Source organism: Streptomyces venezuelae (genome assembly GCF_008642295.1).
In the GTDB taxonomy this organism is placed as follows: Bacteria; Actinomycetota; Actinomycetes; order Streptomycetales; family Streptomycetaceae; genus Streptomyces; species Streptomyces venezuelae_C.
Map to the genome: position 1 here is coordinate 4,614,931 of NZ_CP029190.1, position 12,887 is coordinate 4,627,817.

The 12,887-nt window shown below is 71.2% G+C and carries 19 protein-coding genes; 5 read left to right on the plus strand and 14 right to left on the minus strand.

Annotation, left to right across the window (positions count from 1 at the left end; genetic code table 11):
• Window position 1: 1 nt before the first annotated feature.
• Entirely contained in the window at window positions 2-1,081 is a 1,080-nt protein-coding gene (locus DEJ50_RS20655; RefSeq protein ID WP_150209439.1) for a substrate-binding domain-containing protein, read from the minus strand.
• Window positions 1,082-1,186: 105 nt separating this feature from the next.
• On the opposite strand from DEJ50_RS20655, the gene DEJ50_RS20660 reads away from it, so the two are divergent.
• Window positions 1,187-1,675: a hypothetical protein gene (locus DEJ50_RS20660; RefSeq protein WP_150209440.1), complete on the plus strand. Its 489-nt coding sequence runs from the start codon at window positions 1,187-1,189 to the stop codon at window positions 1,673-1,675.
• 67 nt (window positions 1,676-1,742) lie between these two features.
• Here the strand turns inward: DEJ50_RS20660 and DEJ50_RS20665 are convergent, their stop codons facing one another.
• From DEJ50_RS20665 to DEJ50_RS20680, 4 genes are all read right to left on the minus strand, one after another.
• On the minus strand, window positions 1,743-2,138 hold the full coding sequence (locus DEJ50_RS20665) for a hypothetical protein (protein WP_150209441.1): 396 nt from the start codon (window positions 2,136-2,138) through the stop codon (window positions 1,743-1,745).
• Window positions 2,139-2,209: 71 nt separating this feature from the next.
• On the minus strand, window positions 2,210-3,421 hold the full coding sequence (locus DEJ50_RS20670; RefSeq protein ID WP_150209442.1) for a pyridoxal phosphate-dependent aminotransferase: 1,212 nt from the start codon (window positions 3,419-3,421) through the stop codon (window positions 2,210-2,212).
• 251 nt (window positions 3,422-3,672) lie between these two features.
• A complete protein-coding gene (locus DEJ50_RS20675; protein WP_150209443.1) occupies window positions 3,673-4,545 on the minus strand; it encodes a hypothetical protein in 873 nt (290 codons plus the stop codon).
• Between the two features lie 21 nt (window positions 4,546-4,566).
• Entirely contained in the window at window positions 4,567-5,100 is a 534-nt protein-coding gene (locus tag DEJ50_RS20680; protein WP_150209444.1) for a SigE family RNA polymerase sigma factor, read from the minus strand.
• A 140-nt stretch (window positions 5,101-5,240) separates the two neighbouring features.
• On the opposite strand from DEJ50_RS20680, the gene DEJ50_RS20685 reads away from it, so the two are divergent.
• On the plus strand, window positions 5,241-5,744 hold the full coding sequence (locus DEJ50_RS20685; protein WP_150209445.1) for a GNAT family N-acetyltransferase: 504 nt from the start codon (window positions 5,241-5,243) through the stop codon (window positions 5,742-5,744).
• Window positions 5,741-6,208: a macro domain-containing protein gene (locus DEJ50_RS20690; RefSeq protein ID WP_150209446.1), complete on the plus strand. Its 468-nt coding sequence runs from the start codon at window positions 5,741-5,743 to the stop codon at window positions 6,206-6,208. The genes DEJ50_RS20685 and DEJ50_RS20690 overlap by 4 nt, the downstream gene beginning before the upstream one ends.
• On the opposite strand, the gene DEJ50_RS20695 is transcribed toward DEJ50_RS20690, so the two are convergent.
• From DEJ50_RS20695 to DEJ50_RS20730, 8 genes are all read right to left on the minus strand, one after another.
• On the minus strand, window positions 6,193-6,438 hold the full coding sequence (locus DEJ50_RS20695) for a DUF397 domain-containing protein (RefSeq protein ID WP_150209447.1): 246 nt from the start codon (window positions 6,436-6,438) through the stop codon (window positions 6,193-6,195). The two genes, DEJ50_RS20690 and DEJ50_RS20695, sit on opposite strands and share 16 nt — an antisense overlap.
• Window positions 6,435-7,229, minus strand: a complete 795-nt coding sequence (locus DEJ50_RS20700) for a helix-turn-helix domain-containing protein (protein ID WP_150209448.1) — start codon at window positions 7,227-7,229, stop codon at window positions 6,435-6,437. The genes DEJ50_RS20695 and DEJ50_RS20700 overlap by 4 nt, the downstream gene beginning before the upstream one ends.
• Before the next feature lie 89 nt (window positions 7,230-7,318).
• A complete protein-coding gene (locus tag DEJ50_RS20705; protein WP_150209449.1) occupies window positions 7,319-7,567 on the minus strand; it encodes a hypothetical protein in 249 nt (82 codons plus the stop codon).
• Window positions 7,568-7,625: 58 nt separating this feature from the next.
• The gene (locus tag DEJ50_RS20710) at window positions 7,626-8,045 is read right to left on the minus strand and encodes a PIN domain nuclease (RefSeq protein WP_150209450.1); all 420 of its coding nucleotides are present in this window, start codon (window positions 8,043-8,045) and stop codon (window positions 7,626-7,628) included.
• A complete protein-coding gene (locus DEJ50_RS20715; protein ID WP_150209451.1) occupies window positions 8,042-8,257 on the minus strand; it encodes a type II toxin-antitoxin system VapB family antitoxin in 216 nt (71 codons plus the stop codon). Before DEJ50_RS20715 ends, DEJ50_RS20710 begins: the two co-directional genes overlap by 4 nt.
• 60 nt (window positions 8,258-8,317) lie before the next feature.
• On the minus strand, window positions 8,318-8,767 hold the full coding sequence (locus tag DEJ50_RS20720; protein WP_223837845.1) for a nitroreductase family deazaflavin-dependent oxidoreductase: 450 nt from the start codon (window positions 8,765-8,767) through the stop codon (window positions 8,318-8,320).
• Between the two features lie 87 nt (window positions 8,768-8,854).
• Window positions 8,855-9,535, minus strand: a complete 681-nt coding sequence (locus DEJ50_RS20725) for an alpha/beta fold hydrolase (RefSeq protein WP_150209452.1) — start codon at window positions 9,533-9,535, stop codon at window positions 8,855-8,857.
• A gap of 13 nt (window positions 9,536-9,548) precedes the next feature.
• On the minus strand, window positions 9,549-10,547 hold the full coding sequence (locus DEJ50_RS20730; protein ID WP_223837846.1) for an NADP-dependent oxidoreductase: 999 nt from the start codon (window positions 10,545-10,547) through the stop codon (window positions 9,549-9,551).
• Between the two features lie 71 nt (window positions 10,548-10,618).
• Between DEJ50_RS20730 and DEJ50_RS20735 the strand changes: the two genes are divergently transcribed.
• Entirely contained in the window at window positions 10,619-11,602 is a 984-nt protein-coding gene (locus tag DEJ50_RS20735; RefSeq protein ID WP_150209453.1) for a GlxA family transcriptional regulator, read from the plus strand.
• 65 nt (window positions 11,603-11,667) lie between these two features.
• Complete coding sequence (locus DEJ50_RS20740) at window positions 11,668-12,582, plus strand: LysR family transcriptional regulator (RefSeq protein WP_150209454.1); 915 nt, start codon at window positions 11,668-11,670, stop codon at window positions 12,580-12,582.
• 105 nt (window positions 12,583-12,687) lie between these two features.
• On the opposite strand, the gene DEJ50_RS20745 is transcribed toward DEJ50_RS20740, so the two are convergent.
• Window positions 12,688-12,882, minus strand: a complete 195-nt coding sequence (locus DEJ50_RS20745) for a hypothetical protein (protein WP_150209455.1) — start codon at window positions 12,880-12,882, stop codon at window positions 12,688-12,690.
• Window positions 12,883-12,887: the final 5 nt, after the last annotated feature.

A 12,887-nucleotide genomic window follows, 5' to 3' on the forward strand; every position in this document is an offset into this window, starting at 1 on the left:
TCTAGCCCTTGGCCCGCTCGGCGAGCGTCTGCAGGATCTTCACGGTGGGGGTGCCGACCTGGTTGATGCCGGCCAGGTTCTGGTTGAGGTAGGCGGTGTGCGGGGCGGTGGCCTGGGTGAACTCCTGGACGCCGTTCTGCGGCCGGAATCCGTGGCGGACCGCCAGCTCGCGCAGCCGGGGGTCGGTGGAGAGCAGCTCGCCGAGCTCCTTGGCCTTGTCGTTCAGCGGTACGAAGGTGTGGTCGCTGTTGACGGTGGTGTCGGGGTACAGGACGACCATGTCCCCGGCGGGCTGGTTGCGCAGCAGCAGCGCCGCGACCTGGGACTCGTACACGAGGACGAGCGGCTGGCCCGCCCCGCTGACGAACTCCCGGAACGGGGCGTCGGTGCTGGGCGGTTGCTGGCCCTGCGGGGCGGTGAGCTTGTGGAGCAGCGGGGCGGTGGTCTCGATGCCCTTGGCGTCGGAGACCACGGTGTGGCCGTTGGCGACGTTGGAGAGGGCGGCGAGGTAGAGGGCGCCGGAGTTGGAGGAGCTCGGGTCGGTGGACCGGATGAGGACCTTCCCGAGGAGCTCGGGGTGGGCTTCGGAGCCCTTGAGCTGCTGCCAGGTGCGGTCCTCGCCGGCGGCCTTGACGAAGGCGCCCATCGCGAGGGTGCCGGTGTTCTTCCCGGTCATCCGGACGAGCCCGTTCTGGGCGAGCACCTGAGCGGTTCCCGTACGGGTGACCACGACGAGCGGCGAGAAGAAGGGCACCACCTGCGAGCCCTGGACCCCGGCCTTGGCCTTGACCTCCTTGGCGGGTTCGCTGCTGCCGGGGAATGCGAAGTCGTAGTTTTTGAGGGGGAGTTGGTCCATGGCCCAGGAGCCGGACGTCTCCGTTCTGACGGTGTAGCCCTTGGCGGAAAGGGCCTTCACCACGTCGGGGTCGGCGAAGAACTCGGACTTCTCCGAGCCGATCACGCCGTGCACGGTCTTCGTTGCCGTGTGTTCTGGGTCCTGAGCTCCGCCTCCTGCCAAGATGACGGCTACCACGCCACCGATCAGCAGGACTGCCAGGACGATTCCGAGGATGCGTCTCACGGGGGCAGCGTGCTCACGGAAACCCACATTCCGCGCTGAATTGAATGAACGTCAGGTGACGAGGTGGTCCCACTTCGACATGGCATGGGAAGGAAGGGTCGGACCATGAATGCGTCGAGGAATGTGCCGAGATGGCAGGGGTGGTTCGTGGGCCTGGTGGGCTTGGCGGCGCTGCTCGTCTTCGCCCCGCTGGGGCTGTACGTGTGGGCGAGCGGCGGGTCCTCCGAGCCGGCGGGCGCAGTGGGTGTGGCGGCAGCGCCGTACGTTCCGGTGGAGGATGCGGCGGTGTCCGGCTGCCGAATCGATCCGGCAAGCAGGCGGCTGCTGGCGGACATCGAGGTGAAGAGCCGGGCGCCGGGGGTGGGCTCGTACGTGGTGACGGTCGGGTTCCGTCAGGATCCGCCCCTGGGCACGGCACAGGCGCTGGTGCGGCTGGACCGGGTGGCGCCGGGTATCGCCGCGCGCGGGGAGGCGGTCGGGCCGGTGTGGCCGGCCGGGGTGACTCCGTGGTGCGGAGTGGTGGGGGCGGAGTTCGAGGGAGCGGAGTTCGCGGGGCCGGTCCGAGTGGGGCCGAGCGGAGTGGGGCCGGGCTGAGTGAGTCCGGGCCCGGACTGGGGCATGGCTCCCGGTCCGAGGCCTCCGCGGCCTCGGACCGGGGCCGTCAGAGGGCGCCGGCCAGGTCGGTGGCGGCGAGGGCGGCGGTGTGCGCGTCCATCTGCTCGGCGGCCAGGATCGCGACACCGGTGTCGGCGCGCGAGGCGGCGACGAGGAGTACCCGCGCGGCGAGGTCGTGCGCGCGGCGGTGCAGGTCGGAGCGGGGCTCACCGGACAGTCCGGCGTGCCGGGCCGGCGGGGTGCCGCGCAGCCGGGCCACCTGGGTGGCGATCTGCTCGGCGGCCTGGTCGAGGCCGAGCTCGTCGGTGACGGTGAGCAGGGCCGACAGGTGTCCGGCGAGCTGGATGTCCAGCTCCTCGGAGCGGCTGCGGTGCGGGTAGTCGGCTCGGCCGCGGCCCATGCGGTGGACCGCAGCCGCCGTCTTGCGGTTCGGCTCGTACATGAGGATGGCCTCCTGCCGTGGTCAGGAGACCATCCTACATTGGATTGGGTCTAAGGTTGAGCTGAATCCGGTCAGTGCTGGGAGTAGCCGTCCAGGAAGTTGCCGATGCGGGTGACGGCGTCGGCGAGGTCCGTGGCGGTGGGCAGGGTCACGATCCGGAAGTGGTCCGGTTCGGTCCAGTTGAACCCGGTGCCGTGGACCACCATGATCTTCTCGGCCCGCAGCAGGTCGAGGACCATCTGCCGGTCGTCCTTGATCTTGTAGACGGCCGGATCCAGCTTGGGGAACAGGTACAGCGCGCCCTTGGGCTTCACGCAGCTGATGCCGGGGATCTGCGTCAGCAGGTCGTATGCGGTGTCGCGCTGCTCCAGCAGCCGGCCGCCCGGCAGCACCAGGTCGTTGATCGACTGCCGGCCGCCGAGGGCGGTGGCCACGGCGTGCTGGGACGGCATGTTCGCGCAGAGGCGCATGTTCGCCAGGATGGTGAGGCCCTCGATGTACGAGGCCGCGTGGTGCTTGGGGCCGCAGACCGCCATCCAGCCGGCCCGGTAGCCGGCGACGCGGTAGTTCTTGGACAGCCCGTTGAAGGTCAGGCACAGCAGGTCCGGCGCGATCGCGGCGGTGTTGGTGTGCGTGGCGCCGTCGAAGAGGATCCGGTCGTAGATCTCGTCCGAGCAGACGACCAGGTTGTGGCGGCGGGCGATGTCCGTCAGGCCGCGCAGCATCTCGTCGTCGTAGACGGCGCCGGTGGGGTTGTTCGGGTTGATGATCACCAGCGCGCGGGTGCGGTCGGTGATCTTGCGCTCGATGTCGGCCAGGTCCGGCATCCAGTCGGACTGCTCGTCGCAGCGGTAGTGCACGGCGGTGCCGCCGGCCAGCGAGACGGAGGCGGTCCAGAGCGGGTAGTCCGGGGCGGGGACGAGTACCTCGTCGCCGTCGTCCAGCAGCGCCTGCATCGACATCTGGATCAGCTCGGAGACGCCGTTGCCGAGGTAGATGTCCTCGACGTCCAGCGCGATGCCCTTGGTCTCGTAGTGCTGCACCACCGCACGGCGTGCGGACAGCAGGCCCTTGGCGTCCCCGTAGCCGTGTGCGCTGCCGAGGTTGCGGAGCATGTCCTCAAGGATCTCCGGCGGGCACTCGAAGCCGAAGGCCGCGGGGTTGCCGGTATTGAGCTTGAGGATGCGATGACCTGCTGCTTCGAGTCGCATGGCCTCTTCGAGCACGGGGCCGCGGATCTCGTAGCAGACATTGGCGAGCTTCGTTGACTGGATCACCTGCATGACGGGAGCTTACGGGGCCGGTGGCCGTCGCCGCTTCGGCTTTTGGGACGAGGTGAGGGTGGTGAGGGTGGAGAAATGTCCCGATTCGGGGGATGGGGAGGTGGGAGCGGCGCGCATCCTTGGAAACGGGGGGCGGGGCGCCGTTCCGGCCTGCGGAACGGGTGCGGTCCTGCTCCGCGGGGAGAGCCCGTGTTGCCCTCGTCACGTCCGGGCGACCGGGCGGCACCCGCCGTCCGGCCGCCCGGTCGCCGTCACCCTCCGGGGATGACCTGCTGGCGTTCCTGCATCGGGTTCAGGTCGGCGTACTTGACCAGGTCCATGAAGCCGGGGTGGGCGGCGGCCGTCAGCAGTTGCCTACTGGTGACCGGGGCCGAGGCCTTGGCCGCCGGGTCCGGGTTGACCTCCAGGGAGACCTCGCTCTTCCCGTAGGAGAACTGGACCGTGGTGGCCGTGGTCCCCGGCGAGTCGGTGGTGAAGCTGAATGCGATGGCCTCGATCCCGCCCGGCAGAGTGGCCCGCTCACAGCTTCCGGCCTTGACGATCCGGGGGTCCTCGGGGCACGAGGTCAGACGGGAGCTGCCGTCGGAGGGCCGCACCGAGAAGAGGATGGGGAAGACCTTGCCGTCCTTCGTCTCGCCCTGGTACCGCTTCACGTTCAGGTCGACCGGCCGGATCAGGCCGATCTCGGCAGGCAGCAGCTCCTCGAAGCGCAGGGCCGCCCGCTGCTGGTGCTGAGCCCGGCGTTCCCGCTCCGCGGGCGGCAGCGCGGCCATGGCCCGTTCGGTGGCACTGGTGGGTTCGATGTGCACCGGCGTCCGGTACGGCTTCGGCTCCGGGGCCGGGACCGGGGCGACCGATTCGCCGGGCGCGGGTGTGCCGGTGGCGGCGGGGTTGACCGTCGACTCACCGCCGCCACCGAGGGGCAGCAGTGCAGTGGTGCCGAACACCACCGTCCCGGCCACACAGGCGACCGCGGTCGCGATCGCGGCCCGGGCGCGCATCCTGCGGCGCCGGCCCTGGGTGATCGCGGCCGGCACCAGGTCGTGGAACCCCGGCAGCTCCTCCACCGTACGTTCCATGGCGTCCCGGACCAGCAGAGCGCTCTGGCGGTCGTCTACAGGCATGTTGTCTTCCATGCGGTTTTCTCAGCTCCACGTCGCGTAGTGGTGGGCCTCGCCCAGTTGGGTGCGCAGCTTCGCCAGGGAGCGTGAGCACTGGCTCTTGACCGTCGACTCGCTGCATTTGAGGAGCTCGGCGACGGACTCGACGCTCTGGTCCTCCCAGTACCGCAGGACGACCATGGCGCGCGCTCTGGGCGGCAGCCCGGCCAGCGCCGACAGCAGGGTCACCCGCAGATCGGCGTGGTCGGGCGCGGGCCGGGGGTCGGGGCGGGAGTGGGCCAGCAGGTCCCGCAGCCGTCGCCGCCGCTCGGCCAGGTAGGTGCGGGTGAGCACCGTCCTGGCGTAGGCCTCGATGTGGTCGGCGGCGCTCGCCCGCTTCCAGTGCTGGAACATCTTGGCGAGTGTCGTCTGCGTCAGATCCCGGGCGGTGTCCGTGTCTCCGCACAGCAGGTACGCGGTCCGGTACAGCCGTCTCTGGCTTGCCCGGGCGAAGGTCTCGAAGCTGTCGGGCCCGTCGGAGCCGTCCCGCGCTTCGGAGCCCCGGCCGTAGTCCGGCATCTGCTCTCCTTTCCGGGGCCCGTCTTCCAAGGGGCCCGTGCCTGTCACCCCACTTCAGAGCGCTGCCGCACGCTAAAGGTTGAAACCGAATTTCTGCGACCAGCGAACCTGCGACCTGCGGGCGCCAGGACAATGGGCCCATGCGGATCAGAGCAGTGGACGGCGGCGAGTTGCCCCTCCTTCAGGACATCGAGCGGGCTGCGGGCCGATGGTTCCGCGACATCGGCATGCCGGAGATCGCCGATGACGAGCCGCTCTCCGTGGCCGAGCTCGCCCGGTACCAGCAGGCCGGGCTGGCCTGGGTGGCCGTCGGCACCGGTGGTCCCGTGGGGTATCTGATCGCGGAGCCGGTCGACGGGCTGCTCCACGTCGAGCAGGTGTCGGTACATCCGGACAGCGCCCGGCGCGGCATCGGGCGGCTGCTGCTGGAGCACGTGGCGGAGCGGGCCGTGGCGGACGGAGTGCCCGCCTTGACCCTCACGACGTTCACCGAGGTGGCGTGGAACGCCCCGTATTACGAGCGGTGCGGGTTCCGCCCGCTCGGTGAGGATGACCTCGGCCCGGAACTGCGGGCCATCCGGGACCGGGAGATCGCCCATGGCCTGGACCGGTGGCCGCGGGTGTGTATGAGGAGGGACCTGTGAGGATCATCGCGGGGGATGCGACCAGTCCGCAGGCCAAGGGGCCGAAGATCATTGCGCATGTGTGCAATGACCTGGGCGGGTGGGGCAAGGGGTTCGTGCTGGCGATATCGCGCCGATGGCCCCAGCCGGAGGCGGAGTACCGGGCCTGGCACCGGGCGCGCTCCAAGAACGACTTCGGGCTCGGGGCCGTGCAGCTGGTACAGGTCCGGCCCGATGTGTGGGTGGCCAACATGGTCGGCCAGCGGGGGATGCGGACCGGCAGCGGCGGCCCGCCGATCCGCTACGACGCGCTGGAGCGCTGCCTCGGCGCACTGGCCGGCCACGCCGAGGCCCTGGGGGCCTCGGTGCACATGCCGCGCATCGGGTGCGGGCTGGCCGGCGGCAAGTGGTCGCGGGTCGAACCGCTGATCACCGAGGCGTTGTGCGCACGCGGGGTTGACGTGACGGTCTACGACTTCGCGTGAGCGAGGAAGGCGGCCCAGGCGGCGGACGGGACCGTGAAGGTCGGGCTGGTCCCGCCGAGCTTGGAGTCGCGGACGTGGACGGTGTGGGGACAGGTCGCGACCTCGACGCAGGCGCTGCCCTGGTCGTCGCTGTACGTCGACTTGCGCCAGTCCAGGGCTACTTCGATGCAGTCGCTGCCCTGGCCATCGCTGTAACTGGACTTGAACCATGTCAGTCGGCTGCTGCTCATAGCTCCTCCGCGACCTGCTTGATGAAGTCCGTTGATTCCGCCTTGCTGAGGGCGTGCATGCGGATCATGTCATGGGTTTCGGTGAGCCGGCCGACCCTGTCGAGGTCGGTGTACATTGCGCTCGTTTCTTGGCCCTCGGCCCAGGCCCAGACCTGATGTTCGGGTGTCTTGAGGAGAAGGATCGGGCCGGAGAGCGCGGCGCCCGGGCACCTGCCCCGAGGGAGGATCTGGACCGAGACGTTGCGCAGTCCGGCGAACTCCAGCATGTGGTGCAACTGCTGCCTCATGATGCCTGGTCCGCCGATGTCGGTGTGCAGCGCTGCCTCGTTGACGATGAAGCTGTACACCGTCCTGATGCGGCGCTTCATCGTCTCCTGACGTTCGAGACGGGCGCGGACGCGTTCCTCCACGGTCTCGTCGTCGAGCGGCGGGCTGCTTGAGCTGATCAGTGCGCGGGCGTATTCCTCGGTCTGGACAAGGCCGGGGATGAACAACGGCTGGTACGAGTGGAAGGCGATGCACTCCGTCTCCGCGGCCATGAACTCCTCGGAGCGTTTGGGGAACGGCTCCGGCTTCATGTACTCCGCCGCGGCGATGAGTTTGCCGCTCGCGCCGAACATCGCGTCCGCGATCTGGAGGAGTCTGAGAGTCGGCCGACGACGGCCCTGTTCCATCGACTTCACCGTGTCGACGCCGTACCCCGCCTCCTGGGCGAGCGCCTCGCGGGTGACGCCCGCCTCGGTGCGCCACAGCTTGATCTGGTTGCCGCCGTACCGCCACGCCTCGGTCATCCGTGTCCTCCCCTCGACCCCGCCCCGATGCTCGCCCGGCCCTTACCCGCTTCGGGACGTTTTCGAGCATGGATCACACGATCGAGTGGTCAGGGGAGGTCCGTGGTGGGTTCCTCGGCGTCGTAGCGGTGGGGGTCGCCGCCCGTCCACTCCACCAGCGGGGAGTCCCCGAGGACGATCTCGTCCGGGTCGGGGACGTCGGCCCGGCGCAGGAACTCGATCACGTCGGCGTCGGACCGGGCCAGGCCGAGGGGCTCGTCGTGGCCGCTCACCAGGAGGGAGACCCGGCGGCCCCCCGAGGGCAGGATCCGGTGGACGACGAACGGCGCGCGCTGCATGAGCCCAGCTTCCGCCCGTACCGCCACGCCCGCATCCCGGTCGGACCGCCGCCTGCGGTCAGTCGGCGGTGCCGGCCGGGACCACCCACTGAGTCGGCTGGGCCGTAACGGCGCGGATCATGTCGTAGTCCCCGTCGTAGTGCAGCACGATGGCGCCGTGGCGCTCGGCCGTCGCCGCGATCAGGAGATCTGCCATGGAGACCGCCCGCCAGCTGCCGCGGTCGATGAGCTCGGTCTGAACCTCGAACGCCCGGTCCCAGACTTCATCCGGTGTGGGCAGCCACTCGAATCCGCGCATCTCGTCACGGATCCGTTCTGCATCCGCCTTGGACCGGGCGCTGTAGAGGATTTCCAGTTCGACCGCCCCGCAGACGGCGAGCAGCCCTGCTCGGTGCAGGGGGTCGAGGACGGCGCGTACTGCGGGGCGCGGATATCGGGCGAGGGCGGACTTGTCGATGAGGTAGCGCTGTGTGTTCATGCAGCCGGCTGGGCCTCGTCTTCGGGCTTGACCGGTCCGGTGAGGTCCGGCAATCCGCCTTCTGCGAGCCAGCCGAGGAACGATTCGCGCTTGCGGCGGTTGACCGCGTCCTGGAGGGCGGCGTTGACCGTGGCGACTTTGGTGGTCGTGCCGAAGATCTCGGCTGCCTCGGCGAGCATCTTGTCATCGATGTCTATGACGGTGCGGCTCATGGCAACTCCCTCGCGTCGCTGAACGGGCCACCATGATATCAAGTGGTCCTGGATTTGATATCAGCGCTCGAGGAGGACCAGGGGGATTTCTCGGGTGGTGCGGGCCTGGTAATCGTCGTACTGGGGCCAGAGGCCGGTCATCAGGCCCCAGTACGCCTCGCGCTCCTCCGGGGCGGCGGTGTGGGCCTTGGCCTGGAAGATCTCGGGGCCGACCTGGACGCGGACCACCGGGTCGGCGTCCAGGTTGCGGTACCAGTGCGGGTGCTCGGCGCCGCCGCCGGCCGAGGCGACCAGGATGTAGCGGCCGGTGTCGGGGTCCTCGCCGTAGATCAGCGGGGTACGGACCGCGCGGCCGGAGTGGCGGCCGACGGTGGTCAGGAGGAGGGTTGGAACCCCGCGCCAGAGGTGGCCGGCCGCGCCGCCGGTGGCCACGTACTCGCGTACGTGGTCCAGCCTCCAGCCCGGCTCGGGGTCCATGGGGTGGTCCCAGTCGACCATGACCTGGTGCATGCGCGGCCTGCTCTCCGTACGTCGGCGACGTGTGGGTTAACGAGCAGCGACGTCCGGAGTAACGTTAAACGTCCAGGTTTGTGGCGGTTATCGGGTTGTATGCCCGGCGTGGCTGAGGAGGATCTTCAGGAGTTCCTCCGGGGCCTCCCGCATCACGTTGTGGCCCGATTCGACCGCGTACGTGTACCAGTCCGGGTCGGCGGCCAGCCGGTCGTGGAGGGCGGTGAAGGGGGAGGGGGTCGGCCAGCCCGTGGCGTAGACATAGGACCTGTCGAAGCGGGACAGGTCGCCCTCCAAGCGGACCGCCTGGAGGAGCGAGGCCAGCGGGTGCGGGGTGGCGCGCGGGTCGAAGAAGGGGAGCGGGGCGCTGGCGTAGCCGGTCTCCTCGGTGCCGTTCAGGTACCAGGCGCGCTCGTTCTCGGTGACCAGGGAGTAGGCCGAGTCGCCGTCCTCGGGGACCATCGCGTCCACGTAGACCAGGCCCTTGACGCGGTCCGGGAGGCGGTCGGCCACGGCCGTGATGACCATGCCGGCGTAGCTGTGGCCGACCAGGACCGCGTCGGTTATCCGCTCGTCCTCCAGGAGGTTGGCCACGTCTGCGATATGGGTGTCCAGGTTCACGGCGGGGGAGAGGAGATGGCGGCGGGCGCCCACGCCGGTCAGGGTGACCGGGTACGCCTCGTGGCCGGCCCGGCGCAGTTCGCGGGCGAGGGGTTCGAAGGTCCAGGCGCCGTGCCAGGCGCCGGGGACGAGGATGTACGTCGCCACGGGTGGTCCTTCCTCAGATTCCGGAGATTTCGGTGGTCAGGACGATCTTGCCGGTGGTGCGGCCCGATGCGGAGAGTTCGTGGGCCTTCGCGGCCTCGGCGAGGGGGAAGGTCTCCGCGATGTGCGGGCGCAGCCGGCCCGACTCCGCGAGGGCGGCGATCTCCCGCATGCCCGCGTGGTCGGCTTCCACCGCCATGAACACCGCCCGCAGGCCCAGCGGTTCCGCCTGGGCGGCGAGGGCCGCCTCGGCCGGGGAGGCGAGGGAGACCACGATCCCGCCGGGGCGCAGGGTGCGCAGGGAGCGGGGGCCGTACGCGCCGCCGATGGTGTCGATGACGATGTCGATGTCGGTCACCGCCTCCTCGAAGGCCGTGGTCCGGTAGTCGATCACCTCGTCCGCGCCGAAGGAGCGGACGAGCTCGTGCTTGGCGGCGCTCGCGGTGCCGATGACGTACGCGCCCTTCGCCTTGGCGATCTGGACGGCCAGATGGCCGACCCCGCCAGCCGCCGCGTGGACCAGGACGCGCTGTCCGGGGCGCACGCCGGCGGTGTCCACCAGGGCTTGCCAGGCCGTCAGGGCGGCCAGCGGGAGCGCGGCGGCCTGGACGTGGTCGAGGGCGGCCGGCTTGTGGACCAGGTGGCGGGCGGGGGAGGTGGCGTACTCGGCGTGGGTGCCGGCGGGGGCCGGGTGGCGGGGCATGCCGAAGACCTCGTCGCCCGGGGCGAAGAGGGTCACCCCGATGCCGACCGCCTCGACGGTGCCGGACAGGTCCCAGCCCAGCGGGACCGGCGGGGCGCCGGCGCCCGCAAGGCCGCCGGTGGCGCGGTGCCAGACGTCGGTGGGGTTCAGGGCCGCGGCGTGGATCCGTACGAGGACCTCGGCGGGGCCGGGTTCGGGGCGGGCGGTCTCGGTGAGGCGGAGCACCTCCGGGCCGCCGAAGCCGGTCTGGGTGACGGCCTGCATGGTGTGTGCGGTCTGCGCCGTCTGCGTCGCGTGCATCGTCTGCGTCATGTGATCAAGGGTGGCGGGCGGGCGGCGGCCGGACGAGTGGCCGGAGTGACACGATGTGAAAAGATCTGGCCATGCCGGAGCGTGGAGTGCACAGGATCGTCGTACTGGCCCTGGAGGGCGTGTATCCGTTCGAGATGACCATCCCGGTGCGGATCTTCGGTACGGCGGAGGGGCCGGCCGGCGAGCCGTTGTACGAGGTGCTCACCTGTAGCCTCGACGGCCGGCCGGTGCGGACCAGTGCCGACTTCAGCGTGGCCGTCGAGCACGGCGGGGAGGTCGTCGCCACCGCGGACACCCTGGTCATCCCGCCCTTCACCTGCGGTGTCGGCGCGGACGCCGAACAGGACTGGCTGCCGGACGAGCTGGCGCGGACCCTCCGGCTGCTGCCGGCCGGCGCGCGGATCGTCTCCATGTGCACCGCCTCGTACGTCCTGGCCACCGCCGGCCTGCTCGACGGGCGGCGGGCCACCACCCACTGGAACGAGGCCGAGCACTTCCAGCGGGCCTTTCCGCAGGTGGAGGTGGATCCGGACGTGCTGTTCGTGGACGGCGGGCAGGTGCTGACCGCCGCCGGGGTGGCGGCCGGGGTGGACCTGTGCCTGCACCTGCTGCGCCGGGACCACGGCAGTGCGGTCGCCAACCGGGTGGCCCGGCTGTGTGTGGTGCCGCCGTGGCGGGAGGGCGGGCAGGCGCAGTTCATCGAGCGGCCGGTGCCGGAGGTGTCGGGGGCCGGGACCGCCGCCACCCGGGCGTGGGCGCTGGAGCGGCTGGGCGGGCCGATCGCGCTGGCCGAGCTGGCGCGGCACGCGGGGATGAGCGTACGGACCTTCTCGCGCCGCTTCCGGGACGAGGTCGGCATGACCCCCGGCCAGTGGCTGACCCGGCAGCGGATCGAGCACGCGCGGCGGCTGCTGGAGGTCACGGACCTGCCGGTGGACCGGATCGCGGCGGAGGCCGGGCTGGGGACCGGGGCCTCGCTGCGGCGGCACCTGGCGGCGGCGATCGGGGTGGCCCCGCTGGCGTACCGGCAGACGTTCCGGGCGAAGGTGGGCTGACCTCCCGGGATTTGGTCTGGACCTATCTCTTGTCGGGGGTGCGGGCCGCGGCCCAAGCTCATGGCATGGACTTGGAGTTGAGGCACCTCAGAACGGTCCGGGCCATCGCCGACGCCGGCAGTCTGACCCGGGCCGCCACCGCCCTCGGCCTGGCCCAGCCGGCCCTCAGCGCTCAGCTCAAGCGGATCGAACGGGCCCTCGGCGGCACGCTGTTCCTGCGCGGCCGGGACGGGGTGCGGGTCACCCCGCTCGGGGACCTGGTGCTGGACCGGGCCCGGGTAGTGCTGCCCGCGCTCTGTGAACTCCAGGAGGAGGCGGTCCGGTTCGCCCGGCAGGGGTCGGCCGGCTACCGCCTCGGCGGTACGCACGGGCCGCTGCTCGGCGGGCTGGTCGACCGGATCGCCCGGGCCGACCCGGGCGCGCCCGTGACCACGTACACCTCCTGGTCGGAACGGGAGATCGCCGGCGGGGTCGCCGAGGGGCGGCTCGATTTCGCACTCATCGGGGTGTGCGGGGAGAGCGCCCCGCCGGAGCCGGGCCGGCTGGCCTGGCTGGAGGTGGCCCGGGACCCGGTGTACGTGATGCTGGCCGCCGACCACCCGCTGGCCGCCCGCCGGGAGGTCGGGCTGGCGGAGCTGGCGGCGGAGGCGTGGACCGACGTCCCCGGGGACGGCTGCTTCGGGGACTGCTTCGCGGCGGCCTGCGTGCGCGCGGGCTTCACCCCGGCGTGCGTGTACGAGACGGACACCGCCTCCTGCGTGCACCTGGTGCAGGTGGGCCGGGCGGTGGGGCTGTGCCGGGCGACGTTCCCGGCCACCCCCGGGCTGGTCACCCGGCCGCTGGCCGGGACCCCGCTGGTCTGGCGGCACCTGCTGGGCTGGCATCCGGCCGCCGGCGCGGCGGGCCGGGCGGCGGCGGTGCTGGAGCACACCCGGGCGGCCCATGCGGACGCCCTCGCGCGCTCGTCCCCGTCCCGGTGAGTCCCCGCCGGTCTGTGCGTGCGCCCCCGCCGGCCGGTCCGGGCACGGCCGGATCCCGGGGCGACCGTCCCGCCCCGGGGTCCGGGTCTGGGGTGGTCCCGGGCGTTACGGGAGGTAGCGCTCGATGACCTGCGGGCCCTCCTTCTCGATCAGCTTCCGGGCCTTCTCGACCCGCTCCGGAGTCGGGTCGGCGCCCGTGGCCATCACAAGGTCCTCGGGGTCGTAGGGCCGCTCGCCGCCGCTGTACAGCCTGGACGGGCGGCTTTCGCTCTTGGGCTGCTGGTCCGATTCACCGGCCATGTCGT

What these genes read in the sequence shown, in the direction of transcription:
- DEJ50_RS20660 (WP_150209440.1), top strand. Translation starts at nt 1,187, where the DNA reads ATGAATGCGTCGAGGAATGTGCCGAGATGGCAGGGGTGGTTCGTGGGC.
- DEJ50_RS20665 (WP_150209441.1), bottom strand. Translation starts at nt 2,138, where the DNA reads ATGTACGAGCCGAACCGCAAGACGGCGGCTGCGGTCCACCGCATGGGC.
- DEJ50_RS20670 (WP_150209442.1), bottom strand. Translation starts at nt 3,421, where the DNA reads ATGCAGGTGATCCAGTCAACGAAGCTCGCCAATGTCTGCTACGAGATC.
- DEJ50_RS20675 (WP_150209443.1), bottom strand. Translation starts at nt 4,545, where the DNA reads ATGCCTGTAGACGACCGCCAGAGCGCTCTGCTGGTCCGGGACGCCATG.
- DEJ50_RS20680 (WP_150209444.1), bottom strand. Translation starts at nt 5,100, where the DNA reads ATGCCGGACTACGGCCGGGGCTCCGAAGCGCGGGACGGCTCCGACGGG.
- DEJ50_RS20685 (WP_150209445.1), top strand. Translation starts at nt 5,241, where the DNA reads ATGCGGATCAGAGCAGTGGACGGCGGCGAGTTGCCCCTCCTTCAGGAC.
- DEJ50_RS20695 (WP_150209447.1), bottom strand. Translation starts at nt 6,438, where the DNA reads ATGAGCAGCAGCCGACTGACATGGTTCAAGTCCAGTTACAGCGATGGC.
- DEJ50_RS20700 (WP_150209448.1), bottom strand. Translation starts at nt 7,229, where the DNA reads ATGACCGAGGCGTGGCGGTACGGCGGCAACCAGATCAAGCTGTGGCGC.
- DEJ50_RS20705 (WP_150209449.1), bottom strand. Translation starts at nt 7,567, where the DNA reads ATGCAGCGCGCGCCGTTCGTCGTCCACCGGATCCTGCCCTCGGGGGGC.
- DEJ50_RS20710 (WP_150209450.1), bottom strand. Translation starts at nt 8,045, where the DNA reads ATGAACACACAGCGCTACCTCATCGACAAGTCCGCCCTCGCCCGATAT.
- DEJ50_RS20715 (WP_150209451.1), bottom strand. Translation starts at nt 8,257, where the DNA reads ATGAGCCGCACCGTCATAGACATCGATGACAAGATGCTCGCCGAGGCA.
- DEJ50_RS20720 (WP_223837845.1), bottom strand. Translation starts at nt 8,767, where the DNA reads ATGCACCAGGTCATGGTCGACTGGGACCACCCCATGGACCCCGAGCCG.
- DEJ50_RS20730 (WP_223837846.1), bottom strand. Translation starts at nt 10,547, where the DNA reads ATGACGCAGACGATGCACGCGACGCAGACGGCGCAGACCGCACACACC.
- DEJ50_RS20735 (WP_150209453.1), top strand. Translation starts at nt 10,619, where the DNA reads ATGCCGGAGCGTGGAGTGCACAGGATCGTCGTACTGGCCCTGGAGGGC.
- DEJ50_RS20740 (WP_150209454.1), top strand. Translation starts at nt 11,668, where the DNA reads ATGGACTTGGAGTTGAGGCACCTCAGAACGGTCCGGGCCATCGCCGAC.
- DEJ50_RS20745 (WP_150209455.1), bottom strand. Translation starts at nt 12,882, where the DNA reads ATGGCCGGTGAATCGGACCAGCAGCCCAAGAGCGAAAGCCGCCCGTCC.